This is a genomic window from Pseudomonas sp. Z1-14, assembly GCF_051132005.1.
Lineage (GTDB): Bacteria > Pseudomonadota > Gammaproteobacteria > Pseudomonadales > Pseudomonadaceae > Aquipseudomonas.
In genome coordinates this window covers 6,097,490-6,113,458 of the sequence record NZ_CP071646.1, presented here as the reverse complement: position 1 = coordinate 6,113,458, position 15,969 = coordinate 6,097,490, and the positions used below count along the sequence as shown (strand labels likewise).

Sequence of the window (15,969 nt, the reverse complement as noted above, 5' to 3'; positions counted from 1 at the left end):
TTGGAAACATCGTGTTACATCGGCCGGCGCGCGGCACGACAGTTGAGGCGATGTTCGTCCCGGTCCACTTCGCGGGTTTGTTATTAGTTCGGTTTTCGCATGTTGTGAGGTCTCGCTACCGACGACCACTCATGCGAAGAGGGGCGGCACTATACCTATCAGTGCGGCGCCCGTCTGCACAGTTGTGGTGCGTGCGACGAAACGGACCCTTGTATCTCCTGGCCCTTCGGTCAGGTTCTTGTGGAAGTGAGCCGGCTCTAGATAGCTGGCGACGCGGGGTACAACGGCAGCGCGTCGCTGTTTATCGCGAGTAGGCTTGCTCCTACAAATTTGCTCCCGCTTTCAGTTGTCGGTTAAAAAAAAGGGCCTGGGGAACGAGTCCCCAAGCCCTCAAAAGGTGAGAGGTGTCTAGTCCCTCGACCTGGTGAGCAGTGGTCGCGTCGATCAAGCCTTCAGTGGGACCAGACGCGGGGCAATCATGTTTTCCGGGCGCAGGATGTCGTCGAGCATGGCGTCGTCGAGCAAGCCTTCCTCGCGCACCAGTTCCAGCACGCCGCGGCCACTTTCCAGGGCGACGCGGGCGATGCGGGTGGCGTTTTCATAGCCGATGTACGGGTTCAGGGCGGTAACCAGGCCGATCGAGTGCTCGACCAGCTCGCGGCAGCGCGCTTCGTTGGCTGTGATGCCGACGATGCAGTGCTCGCGCAGCATGTCCATGGCCCGTTGCAGCAGGCGGATCGAGTCGAAGATCTTGAAGGCGATCAGCGGCTCCATCACGTTCAGTTGCAGTTGGCCGCCTTCGGCCGCCATGGTCAGCGCCAGGTCGTTGCCGATGATCTGGAACGCGACCTGGTTCACCGCTTCAGGGATCACCGGGTTGACCTTGCCAGGCATGATCGAACTGCCTGGCTGGCGGGCCGGCAGATTGATTTCGTTGATGCCGGTGCGTGGGCCGCTGGACAGCAGGCGCAAGTCGTTGCAGATCTTCGACAGCTTGACCGCGGTACGCTTGAGCATGCCGGAAAACAGCACGAAGGCGCCCATGTCGGAGGTCGCTTCGATCAAGTCCGCGGCCGGAACCAGCGGTTGGCCGCTGATGGTCGCCAGGCGCTGTACGGCCAGGGCCTGGTAACGCGGATCGGCGTTGATGCCGGTACCGATGGCGGTGCCGCCCAGGTTCACTTCGGTGAGCAATTCAGGCGCCAGGGTTTTCAGGCGCGCCAGGTCTTCGCTCAGGGTGGTGGCGAAGGCGCGGAATTCCTGGCCCAGCGTCATCGGCACGGCGTCTTGCAGTTGGGTACGGCCCATTTTAAGTACGTGGCTGAATTCCTCGCCCTTGGCGGCGAACGCCTGGATCAGGCTGTCGAGGCTGGCCAGCAACGCGTCGTGGCCCAGCAGCAGACCCAGGCGGATCGCAGTCGGGTAGGCGTCGTTGGTCGACTGCGCCATGTTCACGTCGTTGTTCGGATGCAGATACTGGTATTCGCCCTTCTGGTGACCCATGGCCTCCAGCGCGATGTTGGCGATGACTTCGTTGGCATTCATGTTGGTCGACGTGCCGGCGCCGCCCTGGATCATGTCCACCACGAATTCGTCGTGGAAATCGCCGCGGATCAATCGTGCACAGGCTTCGCTGATGGCGGCGTGCTTGGCTTCGCTGAGCTGGCCCAACTCACGGTTGGCGTCAGCGGCGGCTTGCTTGACCATTGCCAGACCGACCACCAGTTTCGGGTAATGCGAGATCGGGACGCCGGAGAGACGAAAGTTGTTGATCGCTCGCAGGGTCTGGATGCCGTAATACGCTTGCGCCGGTACTTCGAGTACGCCAAGCAGGTCTTTTTCTGTGCGGAATGATGCAGCGGAGGACATGATGTCAATCATCTCAATAAGGACCCGGTCTGAGCCGGAACGCTGTGAATCCTAGGCTTTCAGAAAATTTAGGGCCAATGCTGTTAAGCACTGGCCTATGCACATTCGGCATAATGCGCGTGTGACGCCGATGATGCGGCGAACGTGTGACCTGTTTTGGTGCGTCCTACGGGAGGACGGAGATGAATCTTGAAAGCAAATGGCTAGAGGACTTCAGTGCCTTGGCCGCGACGCGCAGTTTTTCCCAGGCGGCCGAGCGCCGCTTTGTGACGCAACCAGCGTTCAGCCGGCGGATCCGCAGCCTGGAGGCGGCGCTGGGGCTGACCCTGGTCAACCGCTCCCGCACGCCGATCGAACTGACTGCGGCGGGACAGTTGTTCTTGGTAACGGCGCGTACGGTGGTCGAGCAGTTGGGCGAAGTGCTGCGGCACTTGCACCACCTGGAGGGCGGGCAGGGCGAAGTTATCCAGGTAGCGGCGGCACATTCCCTGGCGCTGGGTTTCTTTCCGCGCTGGATCGCCCAGTTGCGCAACGAAGGCATGAACATCGCCACGCGGCTGGTGGCGACCAATGTCGGTGATGCGGTGCATGCCCTGCGTGAAGGGGGCTGCGACTTGATGCTGGCCTTCTACGACCCGGATTCGGCGATGCAGATGGACCCGGAGATATTCCCATCGTTGCACCTGGGCCAGACCGAAATGCTCCCCGTCTGCGCGGCCGATGCCGACCGCAAGCCGTTGTTCGACCTGGAGGGCGAGACCAGCGTGCCCCTGCTGGCCTACAGTGCCGGCGCTTTTCTGGGCCGTTCGGTGAACCAGTTGTTGCGCCAGCGCGCCCTGCGTTTCACCACGGTCTACGAGACGGCCATGGCTGACAGCCTGAAAAGCATGGCCCTGGAAGGCCTGGGCATCGCCTGGGTGCCGCACTTGAGTGTGCGCAACGAACTGGCCCGGGGCGAGTTGGTGATCTGCGGGGGCGCGCAATGGCACGTGCCGCTGGAAATCCGCCTGTACCGCTGCGCCCTGGTGCGCAAGGCCAATGTGCGGTTGTTGTGGCGCAAGCTTGAAGGCGGGGCGGCCAGCCCTGCGGCTTGAAAAGCGTGAAAACCGTCGTCTGGGCTTTCACGCCGGATGGGCGGGTCAGTCGAAGGAGTCTACGTAGCTACGGATGTTTGCCCGGTTCTTTTCGGTAAAGCGGTAAGTATTGCCACGAAAATCCTGGAAGCCGTCGCCGAACATGATCGAATTATGCCACCAGCCATCATATTCGATTGCACCGTCATCATGGGTCGCGCCCAGCATATGGCCTATTTCATGGGCCGGTGTCCGGTATTTAGTAATTGAAGCAATGGCCGCGTAGCCCTTGACGTTTGCGATACCGGCAACTTTGCTGTTGAGATTGTCCCGAGTCAGCAACAGGATCTTGGTGAGGGACGGCTCAAGGCCGCGGTTATGCACCGTCTTGATGTGCAGTTCCTCCACCAGTCGGCGCCACTCCCGGATGGTTTTTACTTCGTCCGCGTGCTTGTAATTGAATCCCGAGAGCGAGGGGTAAGTACCCACGGGATGGACTGTGATCTGGACTTTACGATGTGCAACTCTTTCCAGCTCGGTGTTAAACCAGGAAAAATAATCGGGATAGAATTGGCTCACACTGTAATCTTTTAGATCGTCGTGTTGGATAACTAGGATCACGATAGGTTTTGGCATGTTTGAACGTCCTGTTCAATAAGTGCTCCAGAAAGTGCCCCCTTGGTTACAAGAGCGCACCGTGCCGGATTCTTATAGGCTGCTTTTTGAACTGGATAAACCGCTGCTGCACCTCAAGATATTTCGCCGTAAATGAGCCCGGCGCACTGACTCGATAGTCAGGAAAACCGCGGTTTGCGCAACGCATGACAGATGGTCGCGACAGGGGCTGTTTATCTGCTTCATTACGGTATACTGCCCGGCCTTCGGTCGGTCCACCCGGCCATAATTCGTACAACAAGCCACGCCGGTTTCCTGCGTGGCTTGTTGTTTTTTGACGCGCCCCAGGGCGCCCAGAGAGAAGAGGCACGACGATGAGTGCACTGGTTGGCGTGATCATGGGCTCCAAGTCCGATTGGTCCACCCTTAGCCACACCGCCGATATGCTGGAAAAGCTCGGCATCCCCTACGAGGTGAAAGTGGTGTCCGCCCACCGCACCCCGGACCTGCTGTTCCAGTACGCCGAAGAAGCCGAGGCGCGTGGCATCGAAGTGATCATCGCCGGCGCCGGCGGCGCGGCTCACCTGCCAGGCATGTGCGCGGCCAAGACGCACTTGCCGGTACTGGGCGTGCCGGTACAGTCGTCGATGCTCTCGGGTGTCGATTCGTTGCTGTCGATCGTGCAGATGCCCGCCGGCATCCCGGTTGCCACCCTGGCCATCGGCAAGGCCGGCGCGATCAACGCAGCCCTGTTGTCGGCGAGTATCCTGGGCGCCAAGCATCCGCAGTTTCATACCGTGCTGAAAAAATTCCGCGCTGAGCAGACAGACAGCGTCCTGGACAATCCAGACCCACGCATTGCCTGAGGTTGTTGACGAATGAAGATCGGTGTAATCGGTGGCGGCCAGTTGGGTCGCATGTTGGCCCTGGCGGGTACGCCGCTGGGGATGAACTTCGCTTTCCTGGATCCGGCGCCGGACGCCTGTGCCGCGGCACTGGGTGAACACCTGCGTGCCGATTACGGCGATCAGGATCACCTGCGCCAGCTGGCCGATGAAGTCGACCTGGTGACCTTCGAATTCGAAAGCGTCCCGGCCGAGACCGTTGCCTTCCTGTCCCAGTTCGTCCCGGTTTTCCCGAGCGCCGAAGCCTTGCGCATCGCCCGCGATCGATGGTTCGAAAAGAACATGTTCAAGGACCTGGGCATTCCGACCCCGGCCTTCGCCGACATTCAGTCCCAGGCCGACCTGGAAGCCGCCGTTGCGTCCATCGGCCTGCCGGCCGTGCTCAAGACCCGCACCCTGGGTTACGACGGCAAGGGCCAGAAGGTCCTGCGCAACCCGGAAGACGTCCCCGGCACATTCGCCGAGCTGGGCAGTGTCGGCTGCCTGCTGGAAGGTTTCGTGCCTTTCACTGGCGAAGTCTCGCTGATCGCCGTGCGTGCCCGTGACGGTGAAATCCGTTTCTACCCGCTGGTGCACAACACCCACAAGGACGGCATCCTCAAGCTGTCCGTCGCCAGCACCGACCACCCGCTGCAAACCTTGGCTGAAGACTACTCCAGCCGGGTACTCAAGCAGCTCGATTACGTCGGCGTCATGGCGTTCGAGTTCTTTGAAGTGGATGGCGGCCTCAAGGCCAATGAAATTGCCCCGCGCGTGCACAACTCCGGGCACTGGACCACCGAAGGCGCCGAGTGCAGCCAGTTCGAAAACCACCTGCGGGCGGTCGCCGGGCTGCCGCTGGGGTCGACGGCCAAGGTCGGCGAAAGCGCGATGCTGAACTTCATCGGCAAGGTGCCGGACACCGAGAAGGTCCTGGCGATCGCCGACTGCCACCTGCATCACTACGGCAAGGCGTTCAAGGTCGGGCGCAAGGTTGGTCACGCCAACCTGCGTTGCGCCGACCGGGCCACGCTGGCCCAGCAGATCATCAAGGTCGAGACGCTGATCGCCGAGCAATAATCTGAAACATCGGTGGAACCATTCGTCGGCCGTCTTCTCTCATGGCAAGGTGCCAAAGTCTGACTAGGCTTTGGCATAGCTACTCAATCAGAGGGGAATACCATGGGAATCATCGGAACCATTTTTATCGGCCTGATCGTTGGCCTGCTCGCGCGTTTCCTGAAGCCTGGCGATGACAGCATGGGCTGGATCATGACTATCCTGCTGGGTATCGGCGGTTCGCTGGCAGCCACTTACGGCGGCCAGGCCCTGGGCATCTATCAGGCAGGCGAAGGCGCTGGTTTCCTCGGTGCCCTGGTGGGCGCGGTGGTGCTGCTGGTGATCTACGGCCTGATCAAAAGGAACTGATCAAAGCGCGAAAGTCCTCTGCGCGTGGCGCGCGCGGAGGGCTAGAATGCCCGGCGTCGTATTTTCCCTAATGCCGAGCCCTTTCATGCGCCGTCTACTGCTGACCTTCCTTCTGCTGGGCACTGGCCTGGCCCACGCCGCCGAGCTGCCCGAAACCGACTGGCTCGAACTGATGCCCAAGTCGGACCAGAAGGCCCTCGAGGCCATGCCCGAGATCGATCACAACTCCCCCGAAGCCAACGGCACCTTCACCGAAAAGGGTGGCCTGAAGCAGAGCAAAGGCTTGCCGGCGGTGATGTATTCGACCAAGACCGTGGCATCAATGAACGACAAGCACATCCGCATCGGCGGATACCCGGTGCCGCTGGAAACCGACGCCAAGGGCCGCAGCACGCTGTTTTTCCTGGTGCCATACCCCGGTGCCTGCATCCACGTCCCGCCACCGCCACCCAATCAATTGGTGCTGGTGCGTTATCCCAAGGGCCTGAAGCTGGATGATATCTACACGCCGCTGTGGGTCACCGGCACGCTGAAGATCGAAAAGGTCGACAACGACCTGGCGAGCGCGGCGTATGCGATGGAGGCGCAGAAGGTGCGGGTGGTGCAGGAGGCGGATTTGTAGGCTTGGCATCAACCCATTGTGGGAGCGAGCCTGCTCGCTCCCACAGGGGATTTTTGTTCAGTGTGTTTAGAGCGGTTTGCTGCGAATGCTCACGCCCAGCGTATGGCTGGCATCTGGCAACAACGTCACCACATCATCCATCACATTGGCCGTCTCGATGCAGAGCATGCGTTGCCAGCCATCATCGGCCATGTCGCTGAAGGCCTTGGCCCGTTCGGTCCAGGGGTTCCAGATCACCGCCGAACGTGAACCGGTAGCGGTCAATTCGATGCGTCGCTGCCAATGCGCGTCGACGATGCTCAGCGTCGGCGGCGTATCGAGATAGATCCGGTCGGTTTCGCCGGCAAAATGCAGCTCGCCGGCCTGGGTATGGACGTTCCAGTCATCCAGGGTCTCGACGTAGCGCAAGCCATCCACTCCGTCGACATGCACGTTGCGCACGTCGCTGACCGCAAAATAGCTGTGCAGCGCCTGGCTCAGGCTGACGGTTTCGCTGCCACGGTTATGGCTGGTCAGATGGATATGCAGTTGCTCGTCCATGACGATGGTCAAGGTCAGGTCGACCTGATGGGGCCAGCCGGACAAACCGTTTTCGGGGTAGGGCAGCACGAATTCGATCTTCAGGCTCTCGCCCTCGGCTTCGATGCCCTTGAGTTCCCAATCCATTGCCCGTACCAGGCCGTGGGCGGTGGCCGGTTCGTTGCTGACGCGCATGGCCTGGACGCTGTCGGGGTTGCGCGTCAGGTTGCCGAACCACGGCCAGCACACCGGTACGCCGGCACGGATGCTCTTGCCGGTCTTGAACGTCGCCTGGTCGTTGAGCCAGATCAGCGGCGGCTGGCCGTCCACCTGATAGCTGAGAACGTGCGCGCCTTGCTGGGCCACGAGCAACTCGGCCTGACCGTGGCGGATGCGCCAACCGTTCAGTTCATCCAGTTTGACGGCTTCGACGTTAGGCGTTGGCATGCTGCAAATCTCGTTCAGGAACATGGACTGCAATGGACCGCAAAACGGCCGCCGTGTTTAACGCGCCCGAGGTGGAACCGAGCGGGTACGACCACTGCCATCGATGGCGACGAACACGAACACCGCTTCGGTGACCTTGCGCCATTCGCTGGACAATGGGTCGTCACTCCAGACCTCGACCATCATCTGGATCGAGCTTCGGCCGATTTCCAGGGCCTGGGTGTAGAACGACAATTGCGCACCCACTGCCACCGGCACCAGGAACGCCATGCGATCGATCGCCACGGTGGCCACGCGGCCGCCGGCAACCTTGCTGGCCATCGCGGTGCCGGCCAGGTCCATCTGGGACACCAGCCAACCGCCGAAAATATCCCCGAAGCCGTTGGTCTCTCGGGGAAGCGCGGTGATTTGCAGGGCCAGATCGCCTTGCGGGATTGGATCTTCTTGTTCGAGCTCTATCATGCCGGGGGTGCCTCTGACCCGTAACGCTGTCTTGTATTTCAGGTGAGTAGCCGTCCTTAAAAAAACGATTCAGCCCGAACATGCTGCGTTCGTCACGTTTTTCGTCAAGGCGTGCCAAAGGGAAACTCTGCGAAACCGGCTGATCTCGTATTGCGCCACCAACGACGTTTTCGCACAGCAACCCCTTACAGAGTGTTGCAAGGTTGCGAGTATATCGGGCGATAGTCGTCGAGACGACCACTCGGTTCTGATTTCGACTGTCAATTACGCGCCTCTATGTGCTTTTTCGAACAATTTGCTATCGTGCCGAACCTGCCCGGGCGCCCATTCAGCGTTGTCGGGGCCGCAGAATCGACTATAAGAGAAGCACTTGCCATGACCACTGCGCCTTCGAGCACGGCGACACCCGCACAACCGGCCCGTCCGCTGACCCGTAACGACTACAAGACCCTGTCGCTTTCTGCCTTGGGCGGTGCGCTGGAGTTCTACGATTTCATCATTTTCGTGTTCTTTGCCACCGTGGTCGGCAAATTGTTCTTCCCGGCCGAAATGCCCGAGTGGCTGCGCCTGATGCAGACGTTCGGCATCTTTGCCGCCGGTTACCTGGCCCGGCCGTTGGGCGGGATCATCATGGCCCACTTCGGCGACCTGCTGGGGCGCAAGAAGATGTTCACCCTGAGCATCTTCATGATGGCCGTGCCGACCCTGATCATGGGTTTGCTGCCCACTTATGCGCAGATCGGCATGTGGGCGCCGATTCTGCTGCTGCTGATGCGGGTGATCCAGGGCGCCGCAATTGGCGGCGAAGTGCCGGGCGCCTGGGTATTCGTTTCCGAACACGTGCCGGCGCGCCACATCGGCTATGCCTGCGGCACGCTGACGTGTGGCCTGACGGCGGGGATTTTGCTGGGTTCGCTGGTCGCCACGGCCATCAACAGCATTTATACGTCGGTGGAAGTGGCGGATTACGCCTGGCGGATCCCGTTCCTGCTGGGCGGCGTGTTCGGCCTGTTTTCGGTGTACCTGCGCCGCTGGCTCCACGAAACCCCGGTATTTGCCGAGCTGCAATTGCGCAAGGCCCTGGCCGAAGAAGTGCCGTTGCGCGCGGTGCTGCGTGATCATCGCGGCGCCATTGTCATTTCGATGCTGTTGACCTGGCTGCTATCGGCGGGCGTCATCGTGGTGATCCTGATGACACCCACCGTGCTGCAGACCGTGTATCACTTCAGCCCGACCACGGCGTTGCAGGCCAATAGCCTGGCGATCGTATTCCTGAGTTTCGGCTGTATCGGCGCGGGTGTGCTGGCTGACCGCTTCGGCGCCGGGCGGGTGTTCGTCTTTGGTAGCGGCTTGCTGCTGATTACCTTCTGGACCTTCTACCACAGCCTGTTCGAGCACCCCGAGTGGTTGTTCCCGCTCTACGCCTTGAGTGGCTTGCTGGTCGGCACCATTGGCGCGGTGCCCTACGTCATGGTCAATGCCTTCCCGGCCGTGGTGCGCTTCAGCGGACTGTCGTTCTCCTACAACCTGGCCTATGCGATCTTCGGCGGGTTGACCCCGATGATCGTGACCCTGCTGTTGAAAGAGAGCCCGATGGGGCCGGCGTACTACGTGGCGATCATCTGCGGGATCGGGATGCTGATCGGTGGGTATCTCTGGAAGAAGGGCCGATAACCGGCGCTTTTTCTCACTTGTACTGGTCCTTTCGCGAGCAGGCTCGCTCCCACATGGGTTTGCATTCCCTGGTGGGAGCGAGCCTGCTCGCGAAAAGGGCACCATGAATCATCCTGCGAAACCCAATGCTGGCCTTTCATCCAATTGTCATATTTCAGCCATAGAGTGTTCATACGGCTTATCGATACTTGGCCGACTTAACACACCCTATCTGCTAGGAGTAAGGCATGAAACTGAAGCGTTTGATGGCGGCAATGACGTTTGTCGCTGCTGGCGTCGCGACTGCCAACGCGGTTGCCGCTGTTGACCCTGCGATCCCGAGCTACACCAAGACCACTGGTGTGTCGGGCAACCTGTCCAGCGTCGGCTCCGATACCCTGGCTAACCTGATGACCTTGTGGGCAGAGAACTACAAGAAGGAATACCCGAACGTCAACATCCAGATCCAGGCCGCCGGTTCTTCCACCGCGCCGCCCGCACTCACCGAAGGCACCGCCAACCTGGGCCCGATGAGCCGCAAGATGAAGGACAACGAGCTGCAGGCCTTCGAAACCAAGTACGGCTACAAGCCAACCGCTATCCCGGTTGCCGTGGATGCCCTGGCGGTATTCGTGCACAAGGACAACCCGATCAAGCACCTGACCATGGCTCAGGTCGATGCGATCTTCTCCTCGACTCGCCTGTGCGGCGCCAAGGCTGACGTCAAGACCTGGGGCGACCTGGGCGTGACCGGCGACCTGGCCAACAAGCCAGTCCAGCTGTTTGGCCGCAACTCGGTGTCCGGCACCTACGGCTACTTCAAGGAAGAAGCCCTGTGCAAAGGCGACTACAAGCCAAACGTCAACGAACAACCAGGTTCGGCTTCGGTTGTGCAGTCGATCAGCAGCTCGCTTAACGGCATCGGCTACTCGGGTATCGGCTACAAGACCGCCAGCGTGAAAACCGTTGCCCTGGCCAAGAAGGAAGGCGGCGAGTTCGTCGAGGACACCGAAGAAAACGCCCTGAACGGCAAGTATCCGCTGTCGCGTTTCCTCTACGTCTACGTCAACAAGGCACCGAACAAGCCTCTGGCCCCGCTGGAAGCCGAGTTCGTCAAGCTGATCCTGTCCAAGCAAGGCCAGGAAGTCGTGGTCAAGGACGGCTACATCCCGGTTCCAGCCAAAGTCGCCGCCAAGGCACTGGCTGACCTGGGTCTGCAGGAAGGCGGCAACGTCGCCAAGCAGTAACGCCTGAGCCCAGGCCCCTGTGGGAGCGAGCTTGCTCGCTGCCACAGACCAAATTTCCATCCGCTGCCGGTTCCCACCGGCGGTGGATTTGTTGCGTCACTTCACTGTCATCTTTCTGTCATACAGGATCGCTAGGGTGTGCGCATGAATGATCTGGCCAACTCCACAATGACTACGACTTCCCCTCCCAAGCGCATTGACTTCAATACGCCTGAGCTGCAACGCAAGCGCCGCATCCGCGCGCTCAAGGATCGCCTCACCCGTTGGTACGTGCTGGTTGGCGGCCTCGCCGTCCTCGCCGCCATTACTTTGATTTTTTTCTTCCTGGCCTACGTGGTACTGCCGCTGTTCCAAGGCGCGGACCTGACCGCCAAGGACTCGATTACCCCTGCCTGGATGCAAGACGCCGGCAAGCCGCTGATGATCGCCATCGAAGAACAGAACCAGGTGGCGATGCGGGTTTCCGACAAGGGCGTGGCGCTGTTCTACAACCTCGACAGCGGTGCCGAACTGCGGCGTGTCGACCTGCCGATCCCGGCCGGCGCCACTGTGACGTCCATCGGTGAAGATCAGCCCGGCAGCCCGCTGGTGGCGATCGGCTTGTCCAATGGCCAGGCCCTGGTGTTCCGCCACACTTATAAAGTCAGCTACCCCGACGGCAAGAAAACCATCTCTCCGGCCATCGAATACCCTTACGGTGAAGCGCCGATCGCGTTGAACGAGCAGGGCGCGGCCCTGGAGCATGTCAGCCTCAACGCTACCGATTCGACGTTGCTGCTGGCTGGCTCCAGCGGCGCGCAGCTCTATGTGCTGTCGCTCACCAGCGAAGAAAACATGATGACCGGTGAAATCACCAGCGAGCAGACGCGTATCGATCTGCCGCAGATGACCGAGCCGGTAAAAAACATCTTCGTCGACCCGCGCCAGCAGTGGCTGTATGTGGTCAACGGGCGCGCCCAGGCCGATGTGTTCAGCCTGCGGGACAAGAGCCTCAACGGTCGCTACAAGCTGCTCGAGAACGCTGACGCCCAGGTCACCGCCGTTGCCCAGTTGGTCGGTGGCATATCGCTGATCATCGGTGATTCCAAGGGCGGCCTGGCCCAGTGGTTCATGGCTCGCGATCCGGACGGCGAGCTGCGTTTCAAACAGATTCGTACCTTCCAGATGGGCAGCGCGCCTATCGTCGAGATCAGCGCCGAAGAGCGTCGCAAGGGCTTCGTTGCGCTCGACGCCGCCGGCAAGCTTGGCGTGTTCCACAGTACTGCCCACCGCACCTTGCTGGTTGATCAGGTAGTCGATGGCCAAGGCCTGTTCGGCATGTCGCCACGGGCCAACCGCCTGATCGTGGAGCAGGGCGGCAAGCTGCAACCGCTGGTCCTGGAAAACCCACACCCGGAAGTCTCGTGGAGCGCCTTGTGGAGCAAGGTCTGGTACGAAAACTACGATGAGCCCAAGTACGTCTGGCAATCGACTGCCGCCAACACCGACTTCGAACCCAAGCTGAGCCTGTCGCCGCTGACCTTCGGCACCCTGAAAGCGGCGTTCTACGCGATGCTTCTGGCCGCGCCGCTGGCGGTTGCCGCAGCGATCTACACCGCCTACTTCATGGCCCCCGGCATGCGCCGCAAGGTCAAGCCGGTGATCGAGCTGATGGAGGCGATGCCGACGGTGATCCTCGGTTTCTTCGCCGGTCTGTTCCTGGCGCCGTACGTCGAAGGGCATCTGCCGGGCATCTTCAGCCTGCTGATGTTGCTGCCGATCGGCATCCTGGTCGCCGGTTTCGCTTTCAGCCGCCTGCCGGAATCCATTCGCCTGCGCGTGCCGGACGGCTGGGAAAGCGCCTTGCTGATCCCGGTGATCCTGTTCGTCGGCTGGCTCTCGCTATACATGAGCCCGTACATGGAAGCCTGGTTCTTCGGCGGCGACATGCGCATGTGGATCTCCCATGACCTGGGTATCACCTACGACCAGCGCAACGCCCTGGTGGTCGGCCTGGCGATGGGCTTCGCGGTCATCCCGAACATTTACTCCATTGCCGAAGACGCCGTGTTCAGTGTGCCTCGCGGCCTGACCCTGGGCTCGCTGGCCCTGGGCGCTACCCCATGGCAGACCATGACCCGCGTGGTCATCCTCACCGCCAGCCCGGGCATCTTCTCGGCGCTGATGATTGGCATGGGCCGGGCGGTGGGCGAGACGATGATCGTGCTGATGGCCACCGGCAACACCCCGGTAATGGAAATGAACCTGTTCGAAGGCCTGCGCACCCTGGCGGCCAACGTCGCGGTGGAGATGCCCGAGTCGGAAGTCGGCGGCAGCCATTACCGCGTGCTGTTCCTGTCGGCCTTGGTGCTGCTGTTGTTCACCTTCGTCATGAACACCCTCGCCGAGCTGATCCGTCAGCGTCTGCGCAAGAAATATTCGTCGCTTTAAGAAAGGTAGAAGTCTGTGAAACAGAACTCCCTGAAAGGATGGTTCAAGAGCGGCGCCCCGGGCGTCTGGATCAGCGGTGGCGCGGTGTCCATCGCGGTCATCATGACCATTGGCCTGTTGGCGGTGATTGCCGTGCGCGGCCTGGGCCACTTCTGGCCAGCCGACCTGATCCACGCCAGCTACAACGTACCGGGCATGCCGGCGCACCTGGTGGTCGGCGAAGTCGTACAGAAAGAAGAAGTGCCTCGCGAGCGCCTGAAAAGCGCTGGCCTGCCGGTGCCGGACGAAGGCCCGGAGTTCATGACCCGCGAACTGGTGAAGGTCGGCAACCGTGACCTCAACGGTACCGACTTCACCTGGATCGTCGGCGACTGGCTGAGCAACCAGACGACCCCGCCGGAGCTGATGGCTCTGGAGCGACGTGAGTGGGGCAACTTCTACGGTTACCTGGTCAACGTCAAGGAACAAGGCAAGATCATCGCCGAGGGCGAAGCCGCCTGGCCGCAGCTGCAAGCGCGTATCGAGCGGGTCAACCAGTTGGCCGACGAACTCAAGACCCTGGAAAAAGTCGACATCGGCGCGATCAACGCCGGCCTCGAGCGCATCCGCCTGCACGGTCGCAAGCTGGAGCTGGACGGCAAGCTCGACGCCGCCGCCCAGGCTGACCTGGAAAGCGAACGCGCCGAACTGAACGCCCGCTACAAGGACATCGAAGCCCGCCTGACCGACCTGCATGCGCAGTTCAACCGCGACAGCCTGACGGCCCGCGATGCCAACGGCAAGGAAGTGGAAATCGAGATCGGCAAAGTGGTGCACGCCTACCAGCCAAACGGCATGGGCACGTTCACCAAGATGGGTTTCTACTTCAGCAAGGTCTGGGAGTTCCTCAGCGACGATCCGCGTGAAGCCAACACTGAAGGCGGGATCTTCCCGGCGATTTTCGGCACTGTGATGATGACCCTGATCATGGCGATGATCGTCACGCCGTTCGGCGTACTGGCAGCGGTCTACCTGCGTGAGTATGCGCGCCAGGGGCCGATGACCCGCCTGATCCGCATCGCGGTGAACAACCTCGCAGGCGTTCCGGCCATCGTCTACGGCGTGTTCGGGCTGGGTTTTTTCGTCTATGTGCTGGGCGGCTCGGTTGACCGGCTATTCTTCCCCGAGGCTTTGCCGGCACCGACCTTCGGCACGCCGGGCCTGCTCTGGGCTTCCTTGACGCTGGCGCTGCTGGCCGTACCGGTGGTGATCGTGGCCACCGAGGAAGGCCTGGCGCGGATTCCGCGGACCGTGCGCGAAGGCTCCCTGGCCCTCGGTGCGACCAAAGCCGAGACCCTGTGGAAAATCGTCCTGCCGATGGCGAGCCCGGCGATGATGACCGGCATGATCCTCGCCGTGGCCCGTGCCGCCGGCGAGGTAGCGCCGCTGATGCTGGTGGGCGTGGTGAAACTGGCGCCATCGCTGCCGCTGGATGGCAACTACCCGTACCTGCACCTGGACCAGAAAATCATGCACCTGGGCTTCCACATCTATGACGTCGGCTTCCAGAGCCCGAACGTCGAAGCAGCCCGGCCATTGGTCTACGCCACGGCGTTGCTGCTGGTGCTGGTGATCGCGACCCTGAACCTGTCGGCGGTGTGGATCCGTAACCACCTGCGAGAGAAGTACAAGGCACTGGATAGTTGAGGGTCTGTGGGAGCGAGCCTGCTCGCGAAGCTTTTGGCGGCCTCAAGGCCCCCTTCGCGAGCAGGCTCGCTCCTACATTGGAATTTCATGGGGCCGCCACACAGGCGTTCCGAACCGAATTTGTTAGCACAGGGAGCCTCCCATGCAACACGACGCACCTACACACGGCATCAACATGTCGGCCCTGGGCCGCGACAAGCAGAGCCTGAACCTGGCTCAGGAAACCGTCGCCATCGAAGTGCCCGGCCTGAACCTGTTCTACGGTCAGAAACAGGCGCTGTACGATGTCAGCCTGAACATCCCGAAACAGCGCGTCACCGCGTTCATCGGTCCGTCGGGCTGCGGCAAGTCGACCTTGCTGCGCACCTTCAACCGCATGAACGATCTGGTGGACGGCTGCCGCGTCGAAGGCGAAATCAACCTCTACGGCAACAACATCTACCGCAAGGGCGAAGACGTTGCCGAACTGCGTCGTCGCGTGGGCATGGTGTTCCAGAAGCCCAACCCGTTCCCCAAGACCATCTACGAGAACGTCGTCTACGGCCTGCGGATCCAGGGCATCAACAAGAAGCGCGTACTCGATGAAGCCGTGGAGTGGGCACTCAAGGGCGCGGCGCTGTGGGATGAGGTCAAGGACCGCCTGCACGAATCGGCGCTGGGCCTGTCCGGTGGGCAGCAGCAGCGTCTGGTGATCGCCCGCACCATCGCCGTGGAGCCGGAAGTGCTGCTGCTCGACGAACCTTGCTCGGCACTCGACCCGATCTCGACGCTGAAAGTCGAGGAACTGATCTACGAACTCAAGTCCAAGTTCACCATCGTCATCGTGACCCACAACATGCAGCAGGCGGCGCGGGTGTCCGACTACACCGCGTTCATGTACATGGGCAAGCTGGTGGAATTCGGCGACACCGATACCCTGTTTACCAATCCGGCCATGAAGCAGACCGAGGACTACATCACGGGTCGCTACGGCTAGCCGTAAAGCCGCAAGCTTCAAGCTACAAGCGGCAAGTAAAGGCGGTTTGAGTAACGAC

Annotated in this window: 14 protein-coding genes; 10 read left to right on the top strand and 4 right to left on the bottom strand. The window is 61.1% G+C overall.

Features of this window, described 5'->3' with window-relative positions:
- Nucleotides 1-444: 444 nt before the first annotated feature.
- Nucleotides 445-1,869 carry an aspartate ammonia-lyase gene (aspA, locus tag J3P89_RS27940; RefSeq protein ID WP_434570586.1) on the bottom strand — a complete coding sequence of 475 codons (1,425 nt, stop codon included), beginning with the start codon at nucleotides 1,867-1,869 and terminating at the stop codon, nucleotides 445-447.
- Nucleotides 1,870-2,051: 182 nt separating this feature from the next.
- Between aspA and J3P89_RS27935 the strand changes: the two genes are divergently transcribed.
- Nucleotides 2,052-2,963, top strand: a complete 912-nt coding sequence (locus J3P89_RS27935; protein ID WP_434602400.1) for a LysR substrate-binding domain-containing protein — start codon at nucleotides 2,052-2,054, stop codon at nucleotides 2,961-2,963.
- Nucleotides 2,964-3,008: 45 nt separating this feature from the next.
- Here J3P89_RS27935 and J3P89_RS27930 read toward each other — a convergent pair whose 3' ends face one another.
- A complete protein-coding gene (locus tag J3P89_RS27930) occupies nucleotides 3,009-3,578 on the bottom strand; it encodes a reprolysin-like metallopeptidase (protein WP_434696292.1) in 570 nt (189 codons plus the stop codon).
- A gap of 353 nt (nucleotides 3,579-3,931) precedes the next feature.
- On the opposite strand from J3P89_RS27930, the gene purE reads away from it, so the two are divergent.
- The 4 genes from purE (at nucleotide 3,932) to J3P89_RS27910 (ending at nucleotide 6,491) form a co-directional block, all read left to right on the top strand.
- Nucleotides 3,932-4,423, top strand: a complete 492-nt coding sequence (purE, locus tag J3P89_RS27925; RefSeq protein WP_003196369.1) for a 5-(carboxyamino)imidazole ribonucleotide mutase — start codon at nucleotides 3,932-3,934, stop codon at nucleotides 4,421-4,423.
- A gap of 12 nt (nucleotides 4,424-4,435) precedes the next feature.
- Entirely contained in the window at nucleotides 4,436-5,521 is a 1,086-nt protein-coding gene (locus tag J3P89_RS27920) for a 5-(carboxyamino)imidazole ribonucleotide synthase (protein ID WP_434696291.1), read from the top strand.
- A 102-nt stretch (nucleotides 5,522-5,623) separates the two neighbouring features.
- The gene (locus J3P89_RS27915) at nucleotides 5,624-5,869 is read left to right on the top strand and encodes a GlsB/YeaQ/YmgE family stress response membrane protein (protein WP_256229514.1); all 246 of its coding nucleotides are present in this window, start codon (nucleotides 5,624-5,626) and stop codon (nucleotides 5,867-5,869) included.
- A gap of 85 nt (nucleotides 5,870-5,954) precedes the next feature.
- Entirely contained in the window at nucleotides 5,955-6,491 is a 537-nt protein-coding gene (locus J3P89_RS27910) for a DUF3299 domain-containing protein (RefSeq protein ID WP_305497682.1), read from the top strand.
- Between the two features lie 66 nt (nucleotides 6,492-6,557).
- Here J3P89_RS27910 and J3P89_RS27905 read toward each other — a convergent pair whose 3' ends face one another.
- Entirely contained in the window at nucleotides 6,558-7,457 is a 900-nt protein-coding gene (locus tag J3P89_RS27905) for a D-hexose-6-phosphate mutarotase (protein ID WP_434654382.1), read from the bottom strand.
- A 57-nt stretch (nucleotides 7,458-7,514) separates the two neighbouring features.
- Nucleotides 7,515-7,919 (bottom strand): acyl-CoA thioesterase, encoded by a 405-nt coding sequence (locus J3P89_RS27900; protein ID WP_003177184.1) that lies wholly within the window; start codon nucleotides 7,917-7,919, stop codon nucleotides 7,515-7,517.
- Nucleotides 7,920-8,294: 375 nt separating this feature from the next.
- Between J3P89_RS27900 and J3P89_RS27895 the strand changes: the two genes are divergently transcribed.
- From J3P89_RS27895 to pstB, 5 genes are all read left to right on the top strand, one after another.
- A complete protein-coding gene (locus J3P89_RS27895) occupies nucleotides 8,295-9,593 on the top strand; it encodes an MFS transporter (RefSeq protein WP_434696290.1) in 1,299 nt (432 codons plus the stop codon).
- A gap of 227 nt (nucleotides 9,594-9,820) precedes the next feature.
- On the top strand, nucleotides 9,821-10,819 hold the full coding sequence (locus tag J3P89_RS27890; protein WP_250963871.1) for a phosphate ABC transporter substrate-binding protein PstS: 999 nt from the start codon (nucleotides 9,821-9,823) through the stop codon (nucleotides 10,817-10,819).
- A gap of 396 nt (nucleotides 10,820-11,215) precedes the next feature.
- Nucleotides 11,216-13,249 carry an ABC transporter permease subunit gene (locus tag J3P89_RS27885; RefSeq protein WP_434631563.1) on the top strand — a complete coding sequence of 678 codons (2,034 nt, stop codon included), beginning with the start codon at nucleotides 11,216-11,218 and terminating at the stop codon, nucleotides 13,247-13,249.
- Between the two features lie 15 nt (nucleotides 13,250-13,264).
- The gene (pstA, locus tag J3P89_RS27880) at nucleotides 13,265-14,935 is read left to right on the top strand and encodes a phosphate ABC transporter permease PstA (protein ID WP_434696289.1); all 1,671 of its coding nucleotides are present in this window, start codon (nucleotides 13,265-13,267) and stop codon (nucleotides 14,933-14,935) included.
- A 142-nt stretch (nucleotides 14,936-15,077) separates the two neighbouring features.
- Nucleotides 15,078-15,911 (top strand): phosphate ABC transporter ATP-binding protein PstB, encoded by an 834-nt coding sequence (pstB, locus tag J3P89_RS27875; RefSeq protein WP_434570575.1) that lies wholly within the window; start codon nucleotides 15,078-15,080, stop codon nucleotides 15,909-15,911.
- Nucleotides 15,912-15,969: the final 58 nt, after the last annotated feature.